This is a genomic window from Mesorhizobium sp. M0217 (genome assembly GCF_040321955.1).
Classification (GTDB): domain Bacteria; phylum Pseudomonadota; class Alphaproteobacteria; order Rhizobiales; family Rhizobiaceae; genus Mesorhizobium.
Genome location: NZ_JAMYSN010000048.1, coordinates 1 through 22,092 on the forward strand (window position 1 = coordinate 1; position 22,092 = coordinate 22,092).

General features: G+C 63.3%; 19 protein-coding genes and 1 tRNA gene. 5 read left to right on the top strand and 15 right to left on the bottom strand.

The window, feature by feature from the left end; genetic code table 11:
- Nucleotides 1-316: 316 nt before the first annotated feature.
- The 4 genes from NKJ18_RS32135 to NKJ18_RS32150 all read right to left on the bottom strand — a co-directional run bounded on the left by NKJ18_RS32135 (nucleotide 317) and on the right by NKJ18_RS32150 (nucleotide 4,799).
- Complete coding sequence (locus NKJ18_RS32135; protein ID WP_352761491.1) at nucleotides 317-1,303, bottom strand: alpha/beta hydrolase; 987 nt, start codon at nucleotides 1,301-1,303, stop codon at nucleotides 317-319.
- Nucleotides 1,304-1,306: 3 nt separating this feature from the next.
- Nucleotides 1,307-1,984, bottom strand: coding sequence for an isochorismatase family protein (locus NKJ18_RS32140; protein WP_352499231.1), 678 nt, complete (start codon nucleotides 1,982-1,984; stop codon nucleotides 1,307-1,309).
- 313 nt (nucleotides 1,985-2,297) lie between these two features.
- On the bottom strand, nucleotides 2,298-3,602 hold the full coding sequence (locus NKJ18_RS32145; RefSeq protein ID WP_352761492.1) for a M24 family metallopeptidase: 1,305 nt from the start codon (nucleotides 3,600-3,602) through the stop codon (nucleotides 2,298-2,300).
- A 300-nt stretch (nucleotides 3,603-3,902) separates the two neighbouring features.
- A complete protein-coding gene (locus tag NKJ18_RS32150) occupies nucleotides 3,903-4,799 on the bottom strand; it encodes a GlxA family transcriptional regulator (RefSeq protein ID WP_352761513.1) in 897 nt (298 codons plus the stop codon).
- Nucleotides 4,800-4,982: 183 nt separating this feature from the next.
- Here NKJ18_RS32150 and msrC point away from each other — a divergent pair, with 183 nt between their 5' ends.
- Complete coding sequence (msrC, locus tag NKJ18_RS32155) at nucleotides 4,983-5,480, top strand: free L-methionine (R)-S-oxide reductase MsrC (protein ID WP_023689662.1); 498 nt, start codon at nucleotides 4,983-4,985, stop codon at nucleotides 5,478-5,480.
- Here the strand turns inward: msrC and NKJ18_RS32160 are convergent.
- Entirely contained in the window at nucleotides 5,477-6,553 is a 1,077-nt protein-coding gene (locus NKJ18_RS32160) for a YeiH family protein (RefSeq protein ID WP_352761495.1), read from the bottom strand. The genes msrC and NKJ18_RS32160 overlap by 4 nt on opposite strands.
- Before the next feature lie 355 nt (nucleotides 6,554-6,908).
- Here NKJ18_RS32160 and NKJ18_RS32165 point away from each other — a divergent pair, with 355 nt between their 5' ends.
- From NKJ18_RS32165 to NKJ18_RS32175, 3 genes are all read left to right on the top strand, one after another.
- On the top strand, nucleotides 6,909-7,370 hold the full coding sequence (locus tag NKJ18_RS32165) for a GNAT family N-acetyltransferase (RefSeq protein ID WP_023672550.1): 462 nt from the start codon (nucleotides 6,909-6,911) through the stop codon (nucleotides 7,368-7,370).
- 23 nt (nucleotides 7,371-7,393) lie between these two features.
- The gene (locus NKJ18_RS32170; RefSeq protein ID WP_023700600.1) at nucleotides 7,394-7,777 is read left to right on the top strand and encodes an ACT domain-containing protein; all 384 of its coding nucleotides are present in this window, start codon (nucleotides 7,394-7,396) and stop codon (nucleotides 7,775-7,777) included.
- Nucleotides 7,778-7,899: 122 nt separating this feature from the next.
- Nucleotides 7,900-9,333 (top strand): aldehyde dehydrogenase family protein, encoded by a 1,434-nt coding sequence (locus tag NKJ18_RS32175; RefSeq protein ID WP_352761497.1) that lies wholly within the window; start codon nucleotides 7,900-7,902, stop codon nucleotides 9,331-9,333.
- Between the two features lie 63 nt (nucleotides 9,334-9,396).
- Here the strand turns inward: NKJ18_RS32175 and NKJ18_RS32180 are convergent, their stop codons facing one another.
- The 10 genes from NKJ18_RS32180 to NKJ18_RS32225 form a co-directional block, all read right to left on the bottom strand.
- Entirely contained in the window at nucleotides 9,397-10,707 is a 1,311-nt protein-coding gene (locus tag NKJ18_RS32180; protein WP_352761499.1) for an HlyD family type I secretion periplasmic adaptor subunit, read from the bottom strand.
- Complete coding sequence (locus NKJ18_RS32185) at nucleotides 10,704-12,440, bottom strand: type I secretion system permease/ATPase (RefSeq protein ID WP_023743635.1); 1,737 nt, start codon at nucleotides 12,438-12,440, stop codon at nucleotides 10,704-10,706. The genes NKJ18_RS32180 and NKJ18_RS32185 overlap by 4 nt, the downstream gene beginning before the upstream one ends.
- Before the next feature lie 34 nt (nucleotides 12,441-12,474).
- The gene (locus NKJ18_RS32190) at nucleotides 12,475-12,897 is read right to left on the bottom strand and encodes a hypothetical protein (protein WP_023682883.1); all 423 of its coding nucleotides are present in this window, start codon (nucleotides 12,895-12,897) and stop codon (nucleotides 12,475-12,477) included.
- 72 nt (nucleotides 12,898-12,969) lie between these two features.
- Nucleotides 12,970-16,311, bottom strand: a complete 3,342-nt coding sequence (locus tag NKJ18_RS32195; RefSeq protein ID WP_352761502.1) for a M10 family metallopeptidase C-terminal domain-containing protein — start codon at nucleotides 16,309-16,311, stop codon at nucleotides 12,970-12,972.
- Between the two features lie 598 nt (nucleotides 16,312-16,909).
- The gene (locus tag NKJ18_RS32200; protein WP_352761504.1) at nucleotides 16,910-17,413 is read right to left on the bottom strand and encodes a hypothetical protein; all 504 of its coding nucleotides are present in this window, start codon (nucleotides 17,411-17,413) and stop codon (nucleotides 16,910-16,912) included.
- Between the two features lie 279 nt (nucleotides 17,414-17,692).
- Nucleotides 17,693-17,848 (bottom strand): hypothetical protein, encoded by a 156-nt coding sequence (locus NKJ18_RS32205; RefSeq protein WP_023698054.1) that lies wholly within the window; start codon nucleotides 17,846-17,848, stop codon nucleotides 17,693-17,695.
- A gap of 268 nt (nucleotides 17,849-18,116) precedes the next feature.
- A complete protein-coding gene (locus NKJ18_RS32210) occupies nucleotides 18,117-18,329 on the bottom strand; it encodes a M15 family metallopeptidase domain-containing protein (RefSeq protein ID WP_352761507.1) in 213 nt (70 codons plus the stop codon).
- Nucleotides 18,330-18,435: 106 nt separating this feature from the next.
- Nucleotides 18,436-19,062, bottom strand: a complete 627-nt coding sequence (locus NKJ18_RS32215; RefSeq protein WP_352761509.1) for a hypothetical protein — start codon at nucleotides 19,060-19,062, stop codon at nucleotides 18,436-18,438.
- A 9-nt stretch (nucleotides 19,063-19,071) separates the two neighbouring features.
- Nucleotides 19,072-19,145: transfer RNA gene (locus NKJ18_RS32220), tRNA-Gln, on the bottom strand.
- A 146-nt stretch (nucleotides 19,146-19,291) separates the two neighbouring features.
- Complete coding sequence (locus NKJ18_RS32225; protein WP_352761510.1) at nucleotides 19,292-20,239, bottom strand: lysylphosphatidylglycerol synthase domain-containing protein; 948 nt, start codon at nucleotides 20,237-20,239, stop codon at nucleotides 19,292-19,294.
- A 351-nt stretch (nucleotides 20,240-20,590) separates the two neighbouring features.
- Here NKJ18_RS32225 and NKJ18_RS32230 point away from each other — a divergent pair, with 351 nt between their 5' ends.
- Nucleotides 20,591-21,934 (top strand): Ppx/GppA phosphatase family protein, encoded by a 1,344-nt coding sequence (locus NKJ18_RS32230; protein WP_352497337.1) that lies wholly within the window; start codon nucleotides 20,591-20,593, stop codon nucleotides 21,932-21,934.
- Nucleotides 21,935-22,092 lie beyond the last annotated feature (158 nt).

A 22,092-nucleotide genomic window follows, 5' to 3' on the forward strand; every position in this document is an offset into this window, starting at 1 on the left:
CAACCAATCCGCTTGGCGCTGCGGCGGACGCATAGAGGGAGAGAAGTGTCACCTATGTATCCGGTTCAAAGTGTTACCCATCTATCGGCTGGACAGGCAGGACAGAGGGGGGCGCTGTCCCGCCATCCCGTCTGCCGACTGGAGTATCATCGCAGATAATCGTTGCGTTGATTTAGGATATTGAAGGGCCGCGATCCTTCGCGCCCCCCTCTGGCCTGCCGGCTTTCGTCGTTCGGAAAGCCAAGCAATTGGCTTTCCATCCGCTACGCGGACCACTCCTCAACCCCCATGAGGGGGAGATCAGCGCTTCGCCGCCTCAATATGGCCAGTCGTTCTTGCCGAGCACGGCGACGGCGGCGATGGCTGCAAGCGTGCACACGAACGCCTCGCCGGCGCGCGGAACATTTTTGCGGGCGCGCAGAAAACTGTGCACGAGGCGGTTCTCCTCATACCACCAGGCGCGGCCGCCGGCGGCAACGATGCGGTCGCGATAGGTCTCGCCGTCCGACGACAGCGGATCGCATTGGGCGGTGATGATGACAGTCGGCGGCAGGCCGGAGAAGTCATTGTCGCTCAGCGGCGAAAAAGTCGGGTCGTCGGGCGACTGTGCCGGGGCAGCGCGAATGGTGCGGTAGAACGCGATGTCGCGCAGTGTCAACAGCGGTGCGTCGGCATGTTCGACATAGGAGCCGGCACTCTCGTCGCCGCCGAGGCCGGGATAAATCAGCACCTGGCCGGCCGCCCGGCGCAGGTGGCGGCGCGAGGCGTGCGCGACCGCGGCGGCAAGGTTGCCGCCGGCGCTTTCGCCGACAAGCACGATCGGCAGGTCCGTTGTCACCGCCGCCCATTCGAACACGGTCAGCGCGTCGTCGAAGGCGGCCGGGTGCGGATGCTCCGGCGCCAACCGGTAGTCGGCCGAGACAACGTCGAAACCGGTGCCGGCGCAGATCTCGGCGCAGATGTCGTCATGGCTGTCGAGCCCGCCAAGCACAAAGCCGCCGCCATGATAGTAGACGATGACGGCGCGCACGGGCTTGCCCGCCATCCGGTAGTAGCGGATCGGGATGGCGTGTCCTTCATCGGCGGCGATGATGCCGTCGCTGGCCGAAACCCCCTTGGGATAACCCTGATGGAAGGCGCGGCACATCGCATCATAGACCGACCTTTGCTCGGCGATCGGAAGTTCGGCGGTCTCTGGCGGGAACCAGTCATTGACCAGGTCGATATACTCCCACAGCGCCGGGTCGAGCAGGGTGGCGTATTTCCCCCGCCTGGCGGTCTTGAGCTTGTGGATCGTGCCCATCTCTCAGAGCTCGCCGTAGAGCCGTTCGGCGTTTTCAAAGGTGAAGCGCAGCGGCACCGAGCCCTCGACCCGCCATGCATCGACGGTATCGCCCGCCATCAGCCGGCACGCGTCTATCGTGTTGGTGACGGCACCGCCATAGAGCCGGTTGGCAAGGTTGAGGATGGCGGTCTGGTGCATGGCGGTACTGCCGCTGCCGCAGGCATCCTTGACCAGAAGCACACGAAAGCCGGATGCGACCGCGTCCTTGACGGTGGCGTCGATGCAGGCCTCGGTCCAGACGCCGGCGACGATCAGCCATTCGATGCCGCGCGCCTTGAGTTCGGTTGCGGCAGGTCCGGCGCCGAAGGCGCTGGCCTGCGTCTTGACCAGCATCGTCTCGCCGGCCGCAGGCGCCACCTCATGGCAAATCTCGGTCAGCGGATCGGTCTTGTCGGAAAAGGCGGACTTGCCGTCGGCGTCGAGCGGATGGAACGGACGCGCTTTGGCGGTATCGACGACATAGGCCCAGTGATAGAGCGGCACGAAGTTGCGCCGCGCCGCCGCCTGCAGGCGCTGGACGTTGGCCAGCACCTCGCCAAAACCTTCGACCAGATAGCGCTTGTCCTGCCGATGCTCTTCCTGGAGGTCGACGAACGCCGCGGCGACCGTGCCGCGTTTGATCGAGATCGGGCTTTTCATGTGGACGGGCCTGGGTTGGCGACCGACGCCATTCCGTTCAGCGAAGTGGCGCAAACAGTGGTGATTGGCCGGTGCCTCCCCACCTTCGTCATCCACGGGCGAAGCAGGAGCGAAGCTCCGTCGCGGAGACCCGAGGATCCATGCCGTGACATTGGCCAAGGAATGCAGCCGAGCAAAACTTGCACCGTTGCGGCGCGGATGAGTCCCGGCATGGATCCTAGGGTCTGCGCCGCGTCGCTGCGCTCCTTGCTTCGCCCTAGGATGACGACGGGATTGGCGTTCGCGCTGGTTGCCAAGGGATGCGAAACGACCATCAAACCTGCTTCTCCAGAAACTCATCCTCGTAGGGAAAGCGCGACAGAAGCTCGGTGCCGGTGTCGGTGATCAGGATTTCGTCTTCCAGCTTGACGCCCTCGCGGCCGCCTTTCTCGCCGATATAGCTTTCCACGCTCACCACCATGCCGGGCACGACAACACCGTCGCGGCCGTAGGTTTCATAGTCCATGGCGTGCGCTATGAACGGCGTCTCGCCATGCATGCCGACGCCGTGCATCACCGAGGTATAGCGCTGGTCGACGAAACGGTCCGGGATTTTCCACGCTCTTTCGGCGATCTCGCGAAAAGCCATGCCCGGCCTGACGATCGAAATGTTGTGCTGAACCTGGTCGTGCGCCATGCGGTAGAGCGATTTCTGATAGCCGGTCGGCTTGCCCGGCCCGCAGCGGAAGGTGCGCGAAAAATCGGAATAATAGCCATAGCAGCCGATCGTATCGGTATCGAGCGCCAGAAGCTCGCCCGGCCGGATCTTGCGGCCGCTGGACTCGTTGAACCACGGATTGGTGCGCTGTCCCGAGGTGAGGAGCCGCGTCTCGATAAACTCGCCGCCCTGGCGGATCACCTCGCCATACATGATGGCGAACAGCTCGTTTTCGGAGACGCCGGGCTTGATCGCCTCGCGCACGGCATAAACAGCGGCTTCCGCGCCAGCCATCGATACCTGCAGGCATTTGACTTCCTCGGGTGTTTTCACCGCGCGCACCGCCAGGATCTCGCCCTGACAATCCCTGACGTCGCAGCCGCGCTTTTCCAGCGCCAGCGCCTGCAAATGGCTGCAGCGGTCGAGCCCGAGCTTCATCGAGCCGCCGCCATGTTTCTTCAAAAGCTCGGCGATCTCGTCGGCGAAGGGGCCGGCGGTTTCGTCGTCGCGGCCCGACACCGAAGACCATACCAGCTTGGACGGGCGCGCCTCGTCGATCGTGTCGAGCACCATCGAGACATGGTAGCTCTGCGGGTATTCGAACAGAACGATCGGCCCGTCGGTCGGGATGAAGAAATACCGCGTCGAGTTGCGCAGGAAATAGCCGAACATGTTGCGCGAGCCGGTGGCATAGCGCTGGTTGTAGGGGTCGAACAAAACGACGCCCCCATAGCCCGCCTCGCGCATCCAGCCGCGCAGTTTCGCCAGCCGCCCTTTGCGCAAGGCGTCGGCATCGATGAAGGACGGCTCGGTGTCCGACAGCCACATGCCGCCGGCGGAGTCAGCCGCGACCGGGTGGCGCATGCGGTCCTTGAAATCCACATCCTCGGTGCTGTCGGGGTCGAAAACGACGATGCTCATGGTGCGCCTCCTGAAGGCCTGAACATAGCTACGAACCGCAGTATGTCTGTGCGAGAATCCGCAGATGTCGTGCGAAATGCCGCAGTAGAAGTCGTTCGGCAACGATCCGTCACACCCCCCTCTGGCCTGCCGGCCATCTCCCCCGCAAGGGGGGAGATTAGCAGCTTCGCTGGCCGCGTCAGCACCCCAGCGTTGGTGATTTGCGAAAACCGCCGAGCTCCCAATCTCCCCCCTTGTGGTGGAGATGCCCGGCAGGGCAGAGGGGGGTGGGCGGGAACTCGGCGTGGCCGATAAGCGTCCCTATTGCCGCCGCATCGCCTTCGGCGCGTGGCCATGCTCTTCGCGAAAAGCCCTGGCAAAACTCGACATCGACGCGAAGCCGCAGGCCAGCGCCACGTCTCGCACCATCAGCGTCGAATGGGCCAACAGGTCGGCGGCGCGCCGCAGCCGGAGCCGCCGGTAATATGCATTGGGCGAAATGCTGAGCTGGGCGCGGAAATTGCGCTCCAACTTGTCGGAGGAGACACCGAGCCTTGCCGCCAGCTCCGTCATGCCGAGCCGCTCTTCCACCGCATCCTCCATGATGGCGATGGCCGACAGCACCAGTTCGTTCTGGACGCCGGTGCGCAGCCTGAGCGGCATCAGCTTGCGGTCGACGCTCGAACGCAAGGGGCTGTGCACGAACCATTCGGCAACGCCCGCCGCGAGCTCGCCGCCATAATCGTTGGTGATGATCTCCAGCATCATGTCGAGGCTGCCGACGCCACCGGCCGAGGTGAAGCGCTTGCGGTCGATGACATAGAGATCGCGCCGAAGCTCGATATCCGGGAAGGCCTCCGTGAAGGCCGCCTGGCTGGTCCAGTGCAAGGTGCAGGCATGGCCGTCGAGCAAGCCGGCCCTGGCGAGGAAGAAGGCGGCGTCGGCCACCGCGCCGATATGGGCGCCGGCGCGCAGGCTCCTGCGGATCCAGGCAACCGCATACTCCGCGACAAGCAAGTCCGCATTGCCGCCGGAGCAGACGACGATGCGGTCGACCTTCGGCGCGCCGAACGCTGAGAATCCCGGTTGTATGACAACCCCATTGGATGCCTCGACCGTGCCCTGGTCGGCGCCGACGATCACCCAGCGGTAACAATCGCGTTTGGCCAGCACGTTGGCGGCGCGCAATGGCTCGATCACCGAACTGAACGCCATCATCGGAAAGCCGGGAAAGACCAGCACGGCGAAGGTGAGGGGACCTTCGCTCGCTGCGGGTTGCGCCCGGTCGTGTGTTTGGCTGGCGCGGTCGGTATTCACAATTGTGTATTTCCTGGGAGCGTCATTGGTGGCAGACAGGAAATGTAACGGGCTTTTTGGCCCGCCGGCAATGGAGACGACGCCATGTTTGCGGCCCAGACCATCGACAGCACCGACAAGCCGGCCTTCTACCGCGAACTGGCCACCCAGTTGAAGGCGCTGCTGGAAGGCGAGAGCGACTCCGTCGCCAACGCCGCCAACACATCGGCGCTGATCTTCCAGATGGTGCCCGATCTCAACTGGGCCGGCTTCTATTTCCTGGCGTCGGACGAGGAGCTGGTGCTTGGACCGTTCCAGGGCAAGCCGGCCTGCGTGCGCATCGCCGTCGGCAAGGGCGTGTGCGGCACCGCCATCGATCTCGAAATGTCGATGCTGGTCAAGGATGTGCATGAATTTGCCGGCCACATCGCTTGCGACGCCGACTCGCGCTCGGAGCTCGTCGTGCTGCTGAGGGACAATGACGGCGTCTTCGGCCTGATCGACCTCGACAGCCCGACGCCCGGCCGCTTCGACAAGGACGATCAGGCCGGCATCGAGGCGCTGGCCGCGATCTATGTCGCGGCGAGTTCGTTCGAGGATTAAGCGAACTTCACCAGCATCAGGCTGAAGCAGCCGATGAACAGGAAGGCGCAGGAGGCGAGCGCCAGCGGGCGAAGGCCGCGCGAGCGCAGCTGCGAAATGTTGGCCTGCAGACCCATGGCGGCGAGCCCCATGGTCAGCATGATGGTGGTAGCGAACGCCATGGCCGACTTCACTTCGGCCGGCACGGCAACCAGGCTGTTCAGCGCCACGACGGCGATGAAAGCGGCGACGAACCACGGCATCGGCGGCCGCGCACCGGATTGGTCGCTTGGGCGATCGCCATTGCTCTTGCGGCGCGCCATCAGGCCGAGCGCGATGACCATCGGCGCCAGCAGGGCGACGCGGGTCAGCTTGGCGACGGTGGCGATCTCGCCGGACTGGGCGCCGTTCTGGAAGCCGGCGCCGATGACCTGTGCCACCTCGTGGATCGAGGCGCCGGCCCACAGGCCGAATGCGTGCTGGTCGAGGCCGAGCACCGGCGCCAGCAGCGGAAAGCCGAGCATGGCGACGGTGCCGAACAGCGTGATCGAGGCGACGGCATAAGTGACGTCCTCGTCGCGCGCATCGGTGACGATGTTGGTGGCAACGATCGCCGAAGCGCCGCAGATCGAGGTGCCGGCGGCAATCAGCTGCGCCAGCTTGGCGTCGACGCCGATCAGCCGGCCAAGCGTAATGGTGAAGACGAAGGTCGCTCCAAGGGTCAGCGCCACGATGCCGACGCCGCCGGCGCCGATGGAGACGACCTGGCCGAGCGTCAGCTGAAAGCCGAGCAGCACGATGGCAAAGCGCAGCAGGCGCTTCTGCGAGAAGGCAATGCCGGCCTTGGCGTGGGCGGGCGTGCCGAGCACGTTGGAATAGATCATGCCGGCGACGACGGCGAGGATCATCGGGCTGAACAGCGCGAAGCCGGAGACATTATGGGCCGAGAAGGCCACCCCCGTGATCATCGCCACCAGCACGATCCCGGGGATGACGCCATTCCACACGGAATCGAGCCGCTTCCGGCCCACGGCCAGGTCGGCCGATATCAGGCTGATCGGAATATCGTTCGCTAGCTGGGCGGCGGAAGACAATGCAATTCTCCACGCAAGTACCTCAGGAGAATGTCATTCCAGAATCGATCTTTCCAACGAATTGTTCTTATTGGAATGATCGATCTTTGCGAACGGTCGGCAATGCCTTCAATCTTGCCTGTGCCATGCAAACATAATGACTGGCTCGGTTATGCAGCTTGACGCTCTGCGTCTTGCACTCCAGCGTGGCGTCATGTCCATTTTCTCGCTCGCCATCGCCCAGCGACGTCGCCTCTGCACAGTGCGGAGCGGCAAGGCGCGACGACAAAGACCGGCCCAATAAAATTCCGGTTCGTTCGTTCCAGCCCCGCCCGCGACGTCTGCCGGCGGGGTTTTCATGTCTGGAGCCTTTGCCATGTCCAATTCTTCCATCCTGTTTCGGCCGGCCCAACCGGCGGACGCTGCTGCCATCAAGGACATTGTGCGTGCCGCCTATGCCAAATGGGTGCCTCTGATCGGCCGCGAGCCGCTGCCGATGCGCGCCGACTATGACAAGGCGGTCGCCGAACATCCGTTCGATCTCGCCATCGAAAATGGCCGCATCGTCGGCATGATCGAGACCATGCTGGCCGACGATCATCTCTGGATCGAGAATGTCTGCGTCGCGCCAGAGGCGCAGGGCAGGGGAATCGGCCGGCTGCTGCTGGAACGGGCGGAGCAGAAGGCGCTGGAGGCCAGTTGCTTCGAGCTGCGCCTGCTGACCAATGGCGCCTTCATGGCCAATGTGTTGTTGTACAAACGGCATGGCTATACGATCGACCGGGAGGAGCCGTTCATGAACGGCATCACGGTCTATATGAGCAAGAAACTGGGGTAATGGCCGATAACAGGGAGGATCGGATGGCAGTCAGGGTCCGGTTGAAGCCGCTCTCGGGGCGGTATGCCGTTTCGCGCCTCGAAGCAAAAGACAGCATTCCCGGCTGGGCGGACGGGCCGGGCTTCGTCAGCATTACCAGGACCGACGACGAGCTTTCGGTTGTCTGCCTGCAGGATCGGGTGCCGGACGGGGTGAAGCATGACAGGGACTGGGTCGCCCTGAAACTCCAAGGTCCCTTTGCCTTCGACGAAACAGGCATCGTCCTGTCGGTGATAAAACCATTGTCGGAAAACGAACTCGGCATTTTTCTGGTATCCACCTTCGATGGTGACCATCTGCTCGTCAAAGCCAAGGATGAAGCCGCGGCAAGGGGGCTTCTGGTCGCGGCGGGGCACACGCTTCTGTAGCCGTAGGCTCAATCGCCCGCCCTTGCGTTTGACATCGCTCTTGCCCCATCGCTATTCCTGAACCGATACGACGATCCGGCGATCGCCCCCCATCAATTCAGAAATCCCCCGAGGAGAAGCCCGTGTCACACAATCTGCAGTTCTATATCGACGGCGTGTGGGTCGATCCTGTCGTGCCCAGCACACTCGACGTCATCGACCCGTCAAACGAAGATGCTTTCGCGCAGATTTCGCTCGGCTCAAAGGCCGATGTCGACAAGGCGGTTGCGGCCGCCAAGCGCGCCTTTGAGACATTCGGCTTCACTTCGGTCGAGGAGCGCCTGGATATCCTCAACCGCATAATCGAGGTCTACAAGAAGCGCAGCGCCGATCTGGCGCTGGCCGTATCGCGCGAGATGGGCGCGCCGCGCCAGATGGCACTCGACAGCCAGGTCGGCATTGGCCTGGCACATCTGCGGAAGATGGCCGAGGTGCTGAAGTCGTTCGAATTCCGCCACGTCAAGGGCTCGTCGCTGATCGTCAAGGAGCCGATCGGGGTCGTCGGCCTGATCACGCCGTGGAACTGGCCGCTGAACCAGATCACCTGCAAGGTCGGTCCTGCGCTCGCCGCCGGCTGCACCATGGTGCTGAAGCCCTCGGAAATCGCGCCGCTCGACGCCATCATCTTTGCCGAAATCATCGACGAGGCCGGCGTTCCCAAGGGCGCCTTCAACCTCGTCAATGGCGACGGCCCGGGCGTCGGCCAGGCGCTGTCCAGCCATCCCGATGTCGACATGATGTCGTTCACCGGTTCGACCCGCGCCGGCATCCTGGTCGCCAAGGCGGCCGCCGACACGGTCAAGCGCGTGCATCAGGAGCTTGGCGGCAAGTCGGCCAACATCCTGTTTCCCGATGTCGATCTTGAAAAGGCCGTCAGCAAGGGCGTCGCCGGCTGCTTCAGCAACTCGGGCCAGTCCTGCAATGCGCCGACCCGCATGTTCGTGCCGCGCGACCGCCATGACGAAGCGACCGGCTACGCCAAGACGGCGGCCGAAAAATTGACCGTCGGCCCGGCCGATGCGGCCGGCACCAAGCTCGGCCCGGTGGTCAGCCAGATCCAGTTCGACAAGATCCAGGACCTGATCCAGGCCGGCATAGATGAAGGCGCCACGCTGGTCGCGGGTGGACCGGGGCGTCCGGCCGAGCTCAACCGCGGCTACTATGTCCGCCCCACCGTGTTCGCCGACGTCACATCAGATATGCGCATCGCGCGCGAGGAAATCTTCGGGCCGGTGCTGGCGATCATGCCTTACGACACCGTGGAAGAGGCGATCGGCACCGCCAACGACACTGTCTATGGGCTGGCGTCCTACATCCAGGCCAAGGATATCGAGAAGGCCCGCGAAGTCGCCGCCCGCATGCGCACCGGCAATGTCTACATCAACTATCCGCAATGGGACGCCGGCCTGCCATTCGGCGGCTACAAGCAATCCGGCAACGGCCGCGAATACGCCGAATACGGGCTGGAGGATTTCCTCGAGATCAAGGGCATCGCGGGGTATAAGGCAGCGGAGTAGGGGCTACCCCTTGGGGACCGGCAACCAGCCGGTCCCGAGGCTTCAGCTCTCAAAAGTGCGGCTTCACTCTTCCCGGAAAGCTTTCTGGATCTGATCCGACAGCGGCTTCACCAGATAGGAAAGCATCGTCCGGTCGCCCGTCGGGAAGAACACTTCGGCCGGCATGCCTGGCGCCAGCGCCAGCCCGCGCAGCTTGGCGACCTCGGTTTTGGGCAGCGTCACCCGCGCCACATAGAAGGCTGCTCCGGTGCGCTCTTCGATGGTGAGATCCGCCGAGATCCGCGACAGCGTCCCGGTCAGCTCCGGCGTGGTTTGCCGATTGAAGGCCGACAGGCGCAAAATCGCATTCTGGCCCATCGTCACCTGGTCGATATCCTGCGGTGCGATATGCGCTTCAACGGTCAGGTCGTCCGTCACCGGTACGATCTGCATCACCTGTTCGCCGGGGGTGATGACCCCGCCGATCGTATGCACCGCCAACTGCAGCACCACGCCATCCTGCGGGCTGCGCAGATCGATGCGCTTCAACTGGTCCTCGGCCGCTACCTTGCGTTCGACGAACTCGGAGATCTTTCCCTGGGTATCGCGTAAATCGGTCGCGACCTCGCTGCGAAGATCCTGGTCGATCTGGATGATCTGCAGTTCGATCTCGGACGCCTTGCCTTTCACCTGGGCAATTCCCGCGGTCAACTGGCCATGCTCGCCTTCGAGCCGCACCGCGTCCCGTTCCAGCGACGTCATGCGGTCGATTCCTATCAGCTTGCGATGCCAGAGCGACCGCACACCTTCCAGCTCGATCTGGATCAGCTCGATCTCGCGGCGTTTCGCCTGCAGCTGCTCGGTCAGGCCGGCACTCTCCTGCTTCAACTGCGCGATCCGTTCGCGCAATTGCGATCGCTGGCCAGACCGCGCCTGGTGCCGGAAATCGAACAGCGATTGTTCTCCGGCCATCGATGCGGCGACACCGGCTTCGTCGCGCCGCGATGTCAAAACGTCCGGAAAGCTGATCGTGTCCTTGCCGTCACGCTCCGCCTCCAGGCGCGCCAACCGTGCATAAAACTCATCCAGACCTTTTGAGACGATCGCCAGATTGGCGCGTGTTGTCGTTTCATCCAGCCGCACCAGAATATCGCCCGCCTTGACCCGGTCGCCTTCACGCACCCTGATCTCGCCGACCACGCCGCCCGTCGGATGCTGAACCTTCTTTACATTGGAATCGACCACCAGCCGGCCAGCTGCGATCACCGCACCCGACATCTTGGTCACTGCCGCCAGGCCGCCAACACCTCCGACAAGCAGCAGACAGGTAGCAACGCCAGCCACGAGATAGCGGCGGACCTGCTGATGATGCAAAGCGGATCTGTCCTCGCTCATGCAGGAACGCCTCTCTCCGTGGCGGCAACGACCTTGAGCGGTGCCGCCGATCGGAAGACCTTGTTCAGCACCTCATCCTTCGGACCGAAGGCCTGCACATGGCCATTGGCCATCACCAGCACGGTGTCGACATTGGCCAGCACACTGGATCGGTGCGCGACGACGATAACGATGCCGCCGCGGTCCCTGATGCCCTGGATGGCGGCGGACAAGGCCACTTCACCCTCTGAGTCGAGATTGGAATTCGGCTCGTCCAGGATGACCAGGAAGGGATCGCCATAAAGAGAGCGGGCAAGGGCGACACGCTGCCGTTGTCCCGCCGACAGCGAGGCGCCGGCTTCGCCAACCTTTGTGTCGTAACCGTCGGCCAGATGCACGACGAGATCATGCACGCCGGCGGCCTTGGCTGCCGCAAGCACCATGTCGGACGAGGCATCCGGGTCGAAGCGGGCGATGTTCTGCGCAATCGTGCCGTCGAACAACTGCACATCCTGCGGCAGATAGCCGATATGTTTACCCAGCTCGTCGGCCGGCCACTGGTCAAGCGTCGCGCCGTCCAGCCGCACGGCGCCGCGCGCCGGCAGCCAGACACCTGCAAGCGTACGCACCAGCGATGATTTGCCGGAAGCACTCGGGCCGATGACCCCCAGGCCAGATCCCCTGGCCAGTGAAAAACTTGCATCCCACACCACCGGCGTCCGTTCGCCCGGCGGCGCGACACTGACATTCTCGACCGCCAGCGCGCTGACAGGGGCAGGCAGGGTCACGCCGGTTGCGCCTTCCGGCAGCGCGGACAACAGCTGCTTCAGGCGTGCCCAGCTTTGCCTCGCCGAAATGAAACCCTTCCAATGCGCTATCGCCAGTTCGATCGGAGCCAGCGCCCTGCCCATCATGATCGAGCTTGCGATCATGATGCCGCCGGTCGCCTCTTGCTTGATGACCAGATAAGCGCCGATCGCCAGCATTGCCGACTGCAACATCAATCGCAGGATCTTGGAAATCGTGCCAAGCGTTCCCGCGACATCGCTGGCTGCCGCATGGGCGTTCAAGTACTCGGCATTGACGGCAAACCACCGCTCGGCGATACGCCCGCCAAAACCCATAGCCTGCATGGCTTCGGCATTGCGCCTTGTCGCCTCGGCCAACGTGCTGCGGACGGCCGCGTGCTGTCCGGCGATCCTTGTCGGGCCGCGGGTCCGGAATTCGGCCAGAAGCGTCAGTGCAAACAGGACAACGGCGCCGGCAAGCGCGGTAACGCCGATCCAGAAATGAAAAATGAAACAGATGCCGATATAGAGCGGCATCCATGGCAGGTCGAACAAAGCGGTCGGTCCGGCACTGCCGATAAAGGATCGGACCTGATCGAGATCCCGTAGGGGTTGCAGCCCGTCGCCGGAAGGCTTGGCGCGCAGCGGCAGGCGCATCAGCGCCGAATAGACCGACGGGCTCAGCTTTGCGTCCAGCTCCTGTCCCAGCCGCACCATGAGGCGGGAGCGGATCAGCTCCAGCACTCCCTGAAACACGAACAATGTTCCCGCAAGCACCGCCAGGCCGACCAGCGTCGGCACGCTGCGACCCGGAACGACGCGGTCATAGACTTGCAACATGAAGAACGAGCCGGTCAGGGTCAGCACGTTGACGACCCCGCTCATCAGGACGATGCCCGAAAACGCACGTCGAAACGACGCCAGGATTCCGACCAGCGTAAGCGGCGTCGATGGCGTCAGCTGCATGCAGGCTCGCAATCAGGATATGGCATCTCGTCCTTCAATAGATAACTGCCTTGAGTGTGACATGGACGGGCAAGCCGGCCTGGAACTGCGCGCTGCCCCGCGCCACCAGCCAGCCGTCCGCACGCTCCAGGCGCGCAACGACCTGCAGCGTTGGTGAAGCGGTCGAGCTTGCGGGCAGGGGCAAGGAAAATTCTATCGTCTTTGAGCCGCCCTCGCTCTTGAGGCTGGTTTTGGCGGCGCGGCGTCGCCCACTGTCCTGAATGGCGGGATCCTCAAGATAGATCTCGAGATGACCTTCCGGGATAGCCTTGCCGCCCACAAAGGTGACGGCGCCGCGAATATCTGTTGCGCGAATATCTGGCGCGCGAATATCTGGCGATTGCGCTGCCGCTGCCCCGGTGGCCGCGGCGACTGCCGCAACTCCGGCGGCCATTAACACTGTGCGGCGGTCAGTCATCGCGTCCTCTCCCTTTTCACTGCGCTGGGGTATGCGGGAGGGCAGCCTGACGGCACCCCTCCCGGCAACGCGTTAGATGACAATGAAGTCTGCAGCCGAAAGATCCAGATTTGTGTTCAGGTGTGCAAACTGAACGGCCGCTCCCTGTCCGGAACCATCGGCGTCGTAAGACAATATTCCACTGTCGGTGTCGTAGATGATGCGGTCGTCGGCATCATGAGCAGCGCCGGCTGCGCTCTTGTAGAATGAGCCCAGGGCGAGGGCGCCGTCGCCGCCAACGCTGGCAAAGATGAGGTTGTCCAGCAGGATCGTATCGTCGGCGACCTTGAAGTCCTTGATCCAGTCGATATTGCCGTTCCCGAGTTCTGTCGAAAAGCGGAAATAGTCGTCGCCGGCGCCGCCGGTCAGCGTATCGGCAGCCAGCCCGCCATCCAAAAGGTCGCTGCCGCCGCCGCCATTGAGCGTATCGGCGCCCGCAACGCCCGGCTGAGCTGGTACCGGCGGGAATTCGACCGATACGTTCAGCTTGTAAGTCGAGCCCTCCGGCACGGATTCGACCCAGCCATCGCCAGGAGCGGAGTCCGACCATTCGCCCTCCACAATATAGTAGGTTCCGGTTTCCTGAACGATGAAGCTGGTGCTCGAATCGCGGCCGTTGTTGGAGCCGGGGTCGTTGCCGCCATCGTCGTTCTGGGCGACGATATTGCCATCGCTGTCCAGAACCCTGACGATGCTGTCATGGACATTGGGGTCGGCAATGCCATCGATGTCGATGGTGATGATCGTGCCGGCCGCCAGGTTGATGCTGTAATATCCGCCCAAGCCGTTTCCGGTGGCATTGACGGTGGTGTGAAGGGTGGTCGTCGAATCGAAGATGTCGGGGTCAGCCGTCAGCGAGAAGTTGTTCGAGATGTCGAAGGCGGTCGAGACCGAATTGTTGGTCGCGTCCGGTCCGAGCGTGGCGTAGCCGGTGCCCATGCCCGGGCGTGGCGGAGCATCGCCCTGATAGGCGAAATCGCCGAGCAGGGTGTCATCGCCGCCGCCGCCGTCGATCTTGTCGGCGCCGCCCTGGCCGGTCAGCACATTGGCCGCGCCATCGCCGGTCAGGTGATCGTTGAAGCCCGAGCCAGCCAGATTTTCGATCGAGATATAGGTGTCGCCGCCGGATTTGCCGCCACCCAGTTTGAGGTTTTGCCCGCTGGCCGCGTCGGCGTAGTCCGCCGTGTCGCTGCCGGCGCCGCCATTCAATATATCGGCGCCGCCACCGCCGGTCAGCGTGTCGTTGCCGGCGCCGCCGGAAAGTTTGTTGGCCTGGGCGTTGCCGATGAGATGGTCGTCAAAGAACGACCCGACGGCGTTTTCGAAGCCGACCAGGATGTCGTGCCGGATAACGGTGCCGCGCCCGACGATCTGCACCGGGCCATCGCCGTCGCCGCCATTGGCCGTGCCATTGGCGAGGTCGATCGTCACGCCGGCGGAACTGCCTTCGTAGACGACCGTATCAATGCCGGCGCCGCCATCCAGATAGTCCTGGCCGGCGCCGCCGATGATCGTGTCGTTGCCGGCTTCACCGTACAGGATGTCGCCGTCATTGCCGCCATCCAGTATGTCGTTGCCGCCGCCGCCGTTGAAATAGTCGCCGCCGCCCCGGCCCCAGAAATGATTTGCCGCCGACGTACCGATGAAACGGTCGATGCGGTCATCGGAGCCGATCAGGTTTTCGATGCTGTAGAAGGTGTCGCCGGTGGCGGTGCCGCCATTGGCAACGTTCGTCTCGAGGTTGACGAGCAGTTGGAAGGGGCTCTCCTTGCTGAAGTCTACCGTGTCGACGCCGGCGCCGCCCCGGAATATATCGACGCCATCCTGGCCGCTCAGCGTATCGTCGCCGTCGCCGCCGTCGAGGATGTCGTTGCCTTGGCCGCCGAGGATCGTATCGTTGCCGCGGCCGCCATAGAGCGTGTCATTGCCGTCGTCGCTCTCGGTCTGGTCTGGAAGGTCGGCGACATCGATGGTGTTGTTGATGTCGCGGCTGGCGAGCGAGTCGCGGCCGCCGATGATGAGGTCATCGCCGCCCTGGCCGAAGATCGTGTCGTCGCCGGCGCCGCCGTCGAGCGTATTGTTGCCATTGTCGCCGAAGATGACGCTGGTCATCGTGTTGTCGCCGATGGTCGGTGCGGTTTCGGTGCCGCCGTCTCCAGGCTGGAGTGTCGACTCGTCGGCGTAGATGATGTGTTCGACGTTGGCGATTTTCCGGATATTCAAGTTCCGGTTCAGCAGAACGACCGTGTCATTCCCGCCATTCGCTTCCTCGCGCACGATGTCGTCGAGGGAATCGACGAAGTAGGTGTCGTCGCCGCCATTGCCGGCCATGCGGTCGCCGCCGCCGCGGCCATCCAGCACGTTGGCTCCGTCATTGCCAATCAGGACGTCGTCATAGCTGCTGCCGATGCCGTTCTCGATGTAATAGTCGGTGCCATCGGCGTTGTGCCCGGCAAAGATCGACACATTGTTGCTGTGGCCGTTGACGCTGGAGAACTGTCCGGCGCGCAAATCGAGGATCGTGCCGGCCGTCGAGCCGGAGAAGTCGATCGTGTCGGTTCCGCCGGTGTCATGGATGACAAAACCGATATCGTGCTGCATGCCCGAGGAGGTCAGCCGGTAGCCGTCCACGGCACTGCCGAAGCCGTAGACGTTGTCGCCCGTGTTGAGATCGATATGCTGATAGGTGCGCACGCCGTTCTCGTCGACGGTGGAGAAAAAGCGGCGGATGACAGCCTCGATGTCGGCCATCATCGGCGTTGACGCCGACCAGCGGCTGGTTTCACCGACATCGATCCCGTCGAAATAGGACATGACGCTGTATTGCTGACGGTCGTAGGTCCAGGTCGCATTGTTCAGATAATTGATCTGTACGCCGCCTGGGCCGCTGTAATTGTAGAGCCCGGGGTGGTTCAGCCCGAACTCATGACCGAATTCATGGATGAAGGAATCGAAGACATAGCCGCCAATATCCGTCTTGTTGACCTCGGTGTCGTGGAAACGCTGGCCGATGCTGACATAGCGGTCGTTGGAATAGGCGCTGCCGTCGTCCTCTTCGCCCAGTTCGGGGCTGACAACCTGCATCCAGTCCGTTGCGCTGTTGTATGGTGCATTGTCGACGATTTCGAACTTCAACGGGGTGACACTGGCCCACATCTGCAAGGCGCCGATCGCGGCGGCCTTGTATTCGGGATGGTCATTGAGCTCGGAGACATTGATCCTCAGCGTTCCCGCCGCGATCGCCGGCGTTATCGACCGGTCCAGCGCTCCAAGATAGGTGAGGAAGGCTCCGTAATCTTCGCTTTTGCCGTACGGGTTGTCCGGCGTCTGGTCGTTGACCCACCATTGATCGCTGGTTTGGCTTGGGTTCGGCATCCTTGGGACTCCTTGGTCTCGCAGCCGTGGCAATTACGGCTGTACGGTTTAGCAGTTGCCAACCACCGACAAGCATCGTTTGCGTTTGCCGGTCGAGCCCCGTCCCAGTGCCAACAATGCTATTGGAATCTTCGCTTGTCTAGCCTCTGTTCGCGCTCAGTACATATGAAGGTTCTTGGGCGCGCTTGTACCGGCGGGTTTTGAGATACTCGTTTGGTGTTAATTGAGCTATCGCTAATCTATGGTCGTACCTCGCCCGCCATGCGCACCACAATGTCTGCATCAACCATCCCGGCTGGCGCAGGCTGCCGGTCGGGCGGCGCAAAGCAATCCGGCAACGGCCGAATACGCCGGATACAGGCTCGAGGATTTCCTCTCGATCAGGGGCATCGCAGGCTACGAAAGCGGCGGAGTAAGCTTCCGTCTTTCGCTCAAACGCCGGTATGCGCGCTGTTGCCTTTCGCGGGCGGGGCAGGCGGCGGGACCACCGCCTTCGTGCTCTCGCCGGGGGCGTCGACCGGGACGAGGGTTATCGCGCCGGTTGGGAAAATGATCGAGCGTTGCGCAAGGGCACGAGGGCGGAACGCGCAGGCGTGCTTCAGAAACCCGCCCGGCGGGCGAAATGTTCATAGGTCACGCGCCAGGGGTCGCTCTCCGCGCGTCTCTCCTCGCCGATCCAGTGAAAGCTGTCGGCGGTGATCTCGGTGAACCGCCACCGCGCCTGCAGGCCGCGCGAGTCGGCGCCCATCTGGACGATGTCCTTGCCTTCGGCCCGCCCGATCTGGCGCGAGTAATCCTGGTTGGGCGGATCGCTCCAGATGATGTGCCAGCCACCGATCCCGGGATCGAAGACGCGCAAGGTCGTGCCATACATGGTGGACGGGGCAGGGCGCCTGGGCCTGATCCAGATGTCCTGAATGGCGCGGCCTTCGAGCACCCAACCAAAGTGACACTCGCCATCCCATTTCTGAATTGTGCCGTCGTTGCGGTGGTGGAGCGTCTCCATGTCCCAACTGCCGATCAACCATCCATACAGGTCCATGTCTTTCGCCCGGTCGGCTGGCGGACCTTCGGATGCGGGAGCGGTAAGAAACGTCGCCATGATTGTCTCCAGGCAAGCCGCGCCGAAACGCTGGGCGTTCCAACCCTTGCACCGTTGCGGGTTCCTGGTCTTGGGAAAAATTGCGGTAATGCTGCTGTGAAGGCACTTCCGCGTTCGCGCCATACCAAATCTATGCGTGAATGCTAATGTAGCGTCGGCGGGTACCCCAATGCCCGCCTGGCCGGCGCCTCCTCAGGCCATCTCTTGAATGAGCGGCGCCGGCCGCTGATTTGGGCGGCGACCAAATTGCCGCCGGAGGAATATGAGGCGGGTAGGCGATTATTGCTGGGCAGTTTTGGCAGGCATTCCGATATCGGTCTGTATCCCCAGAACGTCCGCTGCCCAATCGCGCAGTTCCGGAGAGGCATCGCCGGATTTCATGATCGACACGGCCAAAGCGGCCATGTCCGCGGGCGGCTTGTTGTTTGAAGCCATAGGTGAAATAGCCGGCCATGATGGCGCATCCCACCGAAATGACCGGTGGGACGATTTGGAGTGCCGCCAAAGCTATTGTGCGCCAGCGGCCTGATCGGCTGGGTGCCGGAAGCTCATCCTCATCCACAAGGTTAGTCCATTCCACACTGCTCACCAGCCGGGAGAACATTCTCCGTGAGGATTGTCTACATTAGTTAAAATGCGGATAGATCCGCGTTGGGATGCCGAGGAACCTCGTCAAAGCGCACCGAGGGCAATGCCCACTGCGCTAGGCGAAATAGATCAACAGGGCGAGGAGTCCAAAGACAACGATAAGGCCAACTGGCCAATACCGTACGATCTGATCAGGATATTTCTCGCTCAGGCTAAGCAACCGGTCCCCGTAAGGGAGACGACTAAAGCCTGCCGGGCCGTTCTGTTGCTTGATGTCCCGGAGGATGCGGCGCGATTCCCTGATATCTCTGTCCTCTGGTTCGGCCATTGCAAAAGTCCTCCCTGCCGGGACCGATCTTAGCCTGTTTACGTGAAGTGCCCAACAGCGTCGACCGGATCGCACGCCAGCGGCGCATGACATCATTGGAACCCGATCAATTCTCGGGTGGCGCTTCATCTTCCCAGCCGGCCAGCTCCGGCAGGTCGTCAAGCCAGCTTTTCTCTGTGATCGAGGTTTCGCCGGCCTGCGGCACTTCCTCAGTCGCGTTTTGAATGAGCCAGTCCATCCACTTGCGATAGGCAGCCGGCGCCAATTCGGGCGGCAGCACCTTGGCCTTGGTCAGCATGCGTTTGCGGAAACTGAGTTGCCGGCGCAGTTTGGTCGTCGTGAATTTTATCGCCTTGCCCTGGTATTCCACGGTCCAGCGCCCATCGCCGTGGCTGGTCAGCCTGTCGATGGCAAAACCGGCGTCGACCGGCCTGTCCCGCCACGGAAGCTCGATGGCATTCCGCCTCAGATCGAGAGCCCATCGCCGGTAGTCGGCCCCGGTACGCTGCGGCGGCAACACGCCAGCCTGTTCGAGGATTTTCCTGCGGAAGGTGGGCTGCTTCTTGATCTGGCCGGTGGTCAGCTCGATGCGGTGCCCACGGAACTCGACGTGCCAGCGGATCCTGCCGTTGCCGACATATTTTGCCAGCCTGTCGATGGCGAACTCGTCGTCGGACAACTCCACGCATCCCTGGCGGATGCGTTCGAGGATGTACTGGCTGTCAGTGGGCATGACGTGCCTTGGCTGGGGAACCTGGATTCGAACCAGGACTAACGGAGTCAGAGTCCGTGGGTCTACCGTTAACCTATTCCCCAGCAGGCGCTGTCGCGCCGGTGGGCCGCCGAAGCAGCCGCGCGTGCCTTGTAGCGGCCGCCGGAAAATAGTCAAGCCTGCGTTGCATTTCAATCTCGGTGTTTCATCAGCCAATTGCGCCAGGCGGGCGCTGTCGCCCGGCGCGACCTCAACTGTCCGTCCGGCTGTATTGCGAGTGCTCGAAGAACAGCACCACGCCAAGCGCGATCAGCAGCGGGATGATCAGGTAGAACAGCCGGAACACCAGAAGTGCGGCCAGCACGCCGACCGGGTCCATATCAGACAGGCCGGCGAGGAACACGACCTCGAACACGCCGAGCCCGCCCGGCGCATGCGAGATCTGCGCCACCGAGAACGAGACCAGGAACACGCCGAGGATGACGAAATAGCCGGGATTGCCGGCAACGGGCAGGGCAAAGAAGATGATCGCCGCCGCCGCCAGAAGCTCGATCGGACCGATCAGCAATTGCCGCGCCACGATCGGCAGCGCCGGATAGTGCAGCTGGAAGCCGGCGATCTTGAGGGGCTTCAGATGCAGCCAGCTGCCGAAGATGTAGGCGCCGACCAGGATCAGCAAAGCGATGCCGGCGGCGATCGCCAGCCCGTGGTGCGGGGCGCCGGAAAAGCGGTCGATGATTGCAGGCTCGAACACCAGCACCAGTCCGCCAACCAGAATGCTGGAGAGCACGAACGTGATCCAGCAGATCGCCACCAGAATGCCGACGTCCTGGCCGGTGAGCCCCCTGGTGCCGTAGGCGCGGTAGCGGATCACGGCGCCCGAAAACACCGAGCCGCCAATGTTGTGCGACAGCGCATAGGTGGTGAAGGAGCAGAAGGTGACGAACAGCCACGAGACCTTTTTGCCGATATGCAAGAGCGCGATGTGGTCGTAGCCGGCGAGCGAGGCATAGGCGACCACCGAGCTCAGTGCCGCAAGTATCCAGCCGCGCGTCGGGATGGCGGATATGCCGTCCCAGACATCGTCGATCGAGATGCCGCGCAACTCGTGCCACAGCAACAACAGCGACCCGATGACCGCCGCGACACCGATGACCGGCCACAGATAGCGCTTCCAATTCGTGGCCCCCCAATTCATGGAGTTGTCGTCATGTGTTGCTGCCCATCGCCCGGGCGGGCGTGAAAACGTCCGCGATTCACCAATATTCCCCCTCATTTCAGAAATGCCTCATTGAAGCCGGCTATTCAACCGGCAAGGGTGAGCAGCCGGTTCGCCAACGGCGAATTCATCGTGCCAGTGGCACGATGAAAGGCTAGCGAACGCCGGGACGCTGCAAAGCAGCGGGGACCTGGCAGGACGCAGCCGGCAAAATTTGAGCTCTTGCTCTTGGTGATCCGGTCCGGCGCTGCTACTCTGGCGGTAACTTAAAAGATTGAAGCGCCTGCTGCGTCCGGTTTTACGGTTCGCGCGGCGCCGGAAGGAACTGAAGTGGAAGACCACGACACCGGCGCTGGCGCGCCGGAAGTGGGCGTGTCCAGGGCTTCGCCGCCGTCAGGCGGGCCAAGCCCATCCGCCGGGCGGCCCCGCCAGGCGGGGCCTCAGTCCGGTAACGGACAGGCCGGCGAAGCCCAGCATCAGCGAGGCAAGGCGAGAAAGCGGCGCAAGCGCCGGCGTGGGCGCAAGGTTTTTGCGCGCGACGACAGCCCTCTCGCAACGGCCGCAGCGGTTGGTGCGCCGGCCTCCGTCGGCCCGGCCGCTCCAGCGCCGGTGCCTTTGCCCTCGGCGCCACAATCCCGACCGGAACAGCCAATGCATCGTCCGCCGATGCAGGAACTGCCGGTGTTTGCCGCGCTCGATCTCGGCACCAACAATTGCCGGCTCTTGGTCGCGGTGCCGCAGCGCCATGGCCAGTTCCGCGTCATCGACGCCTTCTCGCGCATCGTCAGGCTGGGCGAGGGGCTGACCGCCAATGGGCATCTGAGCCAGGCGGCGATGGACCGCGCCGTCGAGGCGCTGAAAATCTGCGGCGACAAATTGCGCAACCGCAAGATCCGAAAAGCCCGGCTGATCGCCACCGAGGCCTGCCGCACCGCCGACAATGGCGTCGAATTCCTGCAGCGCGTCGAGCACGAGGCCGGCTTGAAACTCGAGATCATCGACCGCCAGACCGAAGCGCGGCTTGCTGTCTCCGGCTGCGGCTCGCTGGTCGAGCGCGACACGCAAGGCGTGGTGCTGTTCGACATTGGCGGCGGCTCGTCCGAAATCGCGCTGATCGACCTCACCGGCCAGCGTTCGCCGCGGCTTGCCAACCACATCGTGTCGTGGACCTCGCTGCCGGTCGGCGTTGTCTCGTTGGCCGAACGCTTTGGCGGCCGCACGGTGACGCGCGAAATCTTTGCCGCCATGGTCGAGGATGTCGCGGTGCGGCTGAAGTCGTTCGACGGCCGCGATCGGCTGAGCCATGTGCTGGCCAGCCCGAAATTCCATCTGCTGGGCACATCCGGCACGGTGACGACGCTGGCCGGCGTCCATCTCGACCTCGAACGCTACGACCGGCGCCGCGTCGACGGGCTGTGGATGGACCGCGACAGCGTCGACCGCATGGTCGAAAAACTGGTCGGCTGGGATTTCCAGCAGCGCTGCGCCAACCCGTGCATCGGCGCCGACCGTGCCGACCTGGTGCTGGCCGGCTGTGCTATCCTGGAAGCCATTCGTGCGGTGTGGCCGTCGGAGCGGCTGCGCGTCGCCGACCGGGGCTTACGCGAAGGCATTTTGAGCGAGCTGATGGCCGATGACGGCGTCTGGCGCAACAGTGGGCGGGGCCGAGCATGATCCGCATTGCTTTGGTGAACGGTCGACCCCCACCCCCGGGGGGGGGGGGGGGGGGGGCACACCCCCCCCCCGCGGGGGGGGGGGGGGGGGGGGGGGGGGGGTGGAGCCGCGCCGCGGGGCGACGGCCCGCAGGGGGGGGGGGGGGGGGGGGGGGGCGC

What these genes read in the sequence shown, in the direction of transcription:
- NKJ18_RS32135 (WP_352761491.1), bottom strand. Translation starts at nt 1,303, where the DNA reads ATGGGCACGATCCACAAGCTCAAGACCGCCAGGCGGGGGAAATACGCC.
- NKJ18_RS32140 (WP_352499231.1), bottom strand. Translation starts at nt 1,984, where the DNA reads ATGAAAAGCCCGATCTCGATCAAACGCGGCACGGTCGCCGCGGCGTTC.
- NKJ18_RS32145 (WP_352761492.1), bottom strand. Translation starts at nt 3,602, where the DNA reads ATGAGCATCGTCGTTTTCGACCCCGACAGCACCGAGGATGTGGATTTC.
- NKJ18_RS32150 (WP_352761513.1), bottom strand. Translation starts at nt 4,799, where the DNA reads ATGATGGCGTTCAGTTCGGTGATCGAGCCATTGCGCGCCGCCAACGTG.
- msrC (WP_023689662.1), top strand. Translation starts at nt 4,983, where the DNA reads ATGTTTGCGGCCCAGACCATCGACAGCACCGACAAGCCGGCCTTCTAC.
- NKJ18_RS32165 (WP_023672550.1), top strand. Translation starts at nt 6,909, where the DNA reads ATGTCCAATTCTTCCATCCTGTTTCGGCCGGCCCAACCGGCGGACGCT.
- NKJ18_RS32170 (WP_023700600.1), top strand. Translation starts at nt 7,394, where the DNA reads ATGGCAGTCAGGGTCCGGTTGAAGCCGCTCTCGGGGCGGTATGCCGTT.
- NKJ18_RS32180 (WP_352761499.1), bottom strand. Translation starts at nt 10,707, where the DNA reads ATGAGCGAGGACAGATCCGCTTTGCATCATCAGCAGGTCCGCCGCTAT.
- NKJ18_RS32185 (WP_023743635.1), bottom strand. Translation starts at nt 12,440, where the DNA reads ATGCAGCTGACGCCATCGACGCCGCTTACGCTGGTCGGAATCCTGGCG.
- NKJ18_RS32190 (WP_023682883.1), bottom strand. Translation starts at nt 12,897, where the DNA reads ATGACTGACCGCCGCACAGTGTTAATGGCCGCCGGAGTTGCGGCAGTC.
- NKJ18_RS32195 (WP_352761502.1), bottom strand. Translation starts at nt 16,311, where the DNA reads ATGCCGAACCCAAGCCAAACCAGCGATCAATGGTGGGTCAACGACCAG.
- NKJ18_RS32200 (WP_352761504.1), bottom strand. Translation starts at nt 17,413, where the DNA reads ATGGCGACGTTTCTTACCGCTCCCGCATCCGAAGGTCCGCCAGCCGAC.
- NKJ18_RS32205 (WP_023698054.1), bottom strand. Translation starts at nt 17,848, where the DNA reads ATGGCTTCAAACAACAAGCCGCCCGCGGACATGGCCGCTTTGGCCGTG.
- NKJ18_RS32210 (WP_352761507.1), bottom strand. Translation starts at nt 18,329, where the DNA reads ATGGCCGAACCAGAGGACAGAGATATCAGGGAATCGCGCCGCATCCTC.
- NKJ18_RS32215 (WP_352761509.1), bottom strand. Translation starts at nt 19,062, where the DNA reads ATGCCCACTGACAGCCAGTACATCCTCGAACGCATCCGCCAGGGATGC.
- NKJ18_RS32225 (WP_352761510.1), bottom strand. Translation starts at nt 20,239, where the DNA reads ATGAATTGGGGGGCCACGAATTGGAAGCGCTATCTGTGGCCGGTCATC.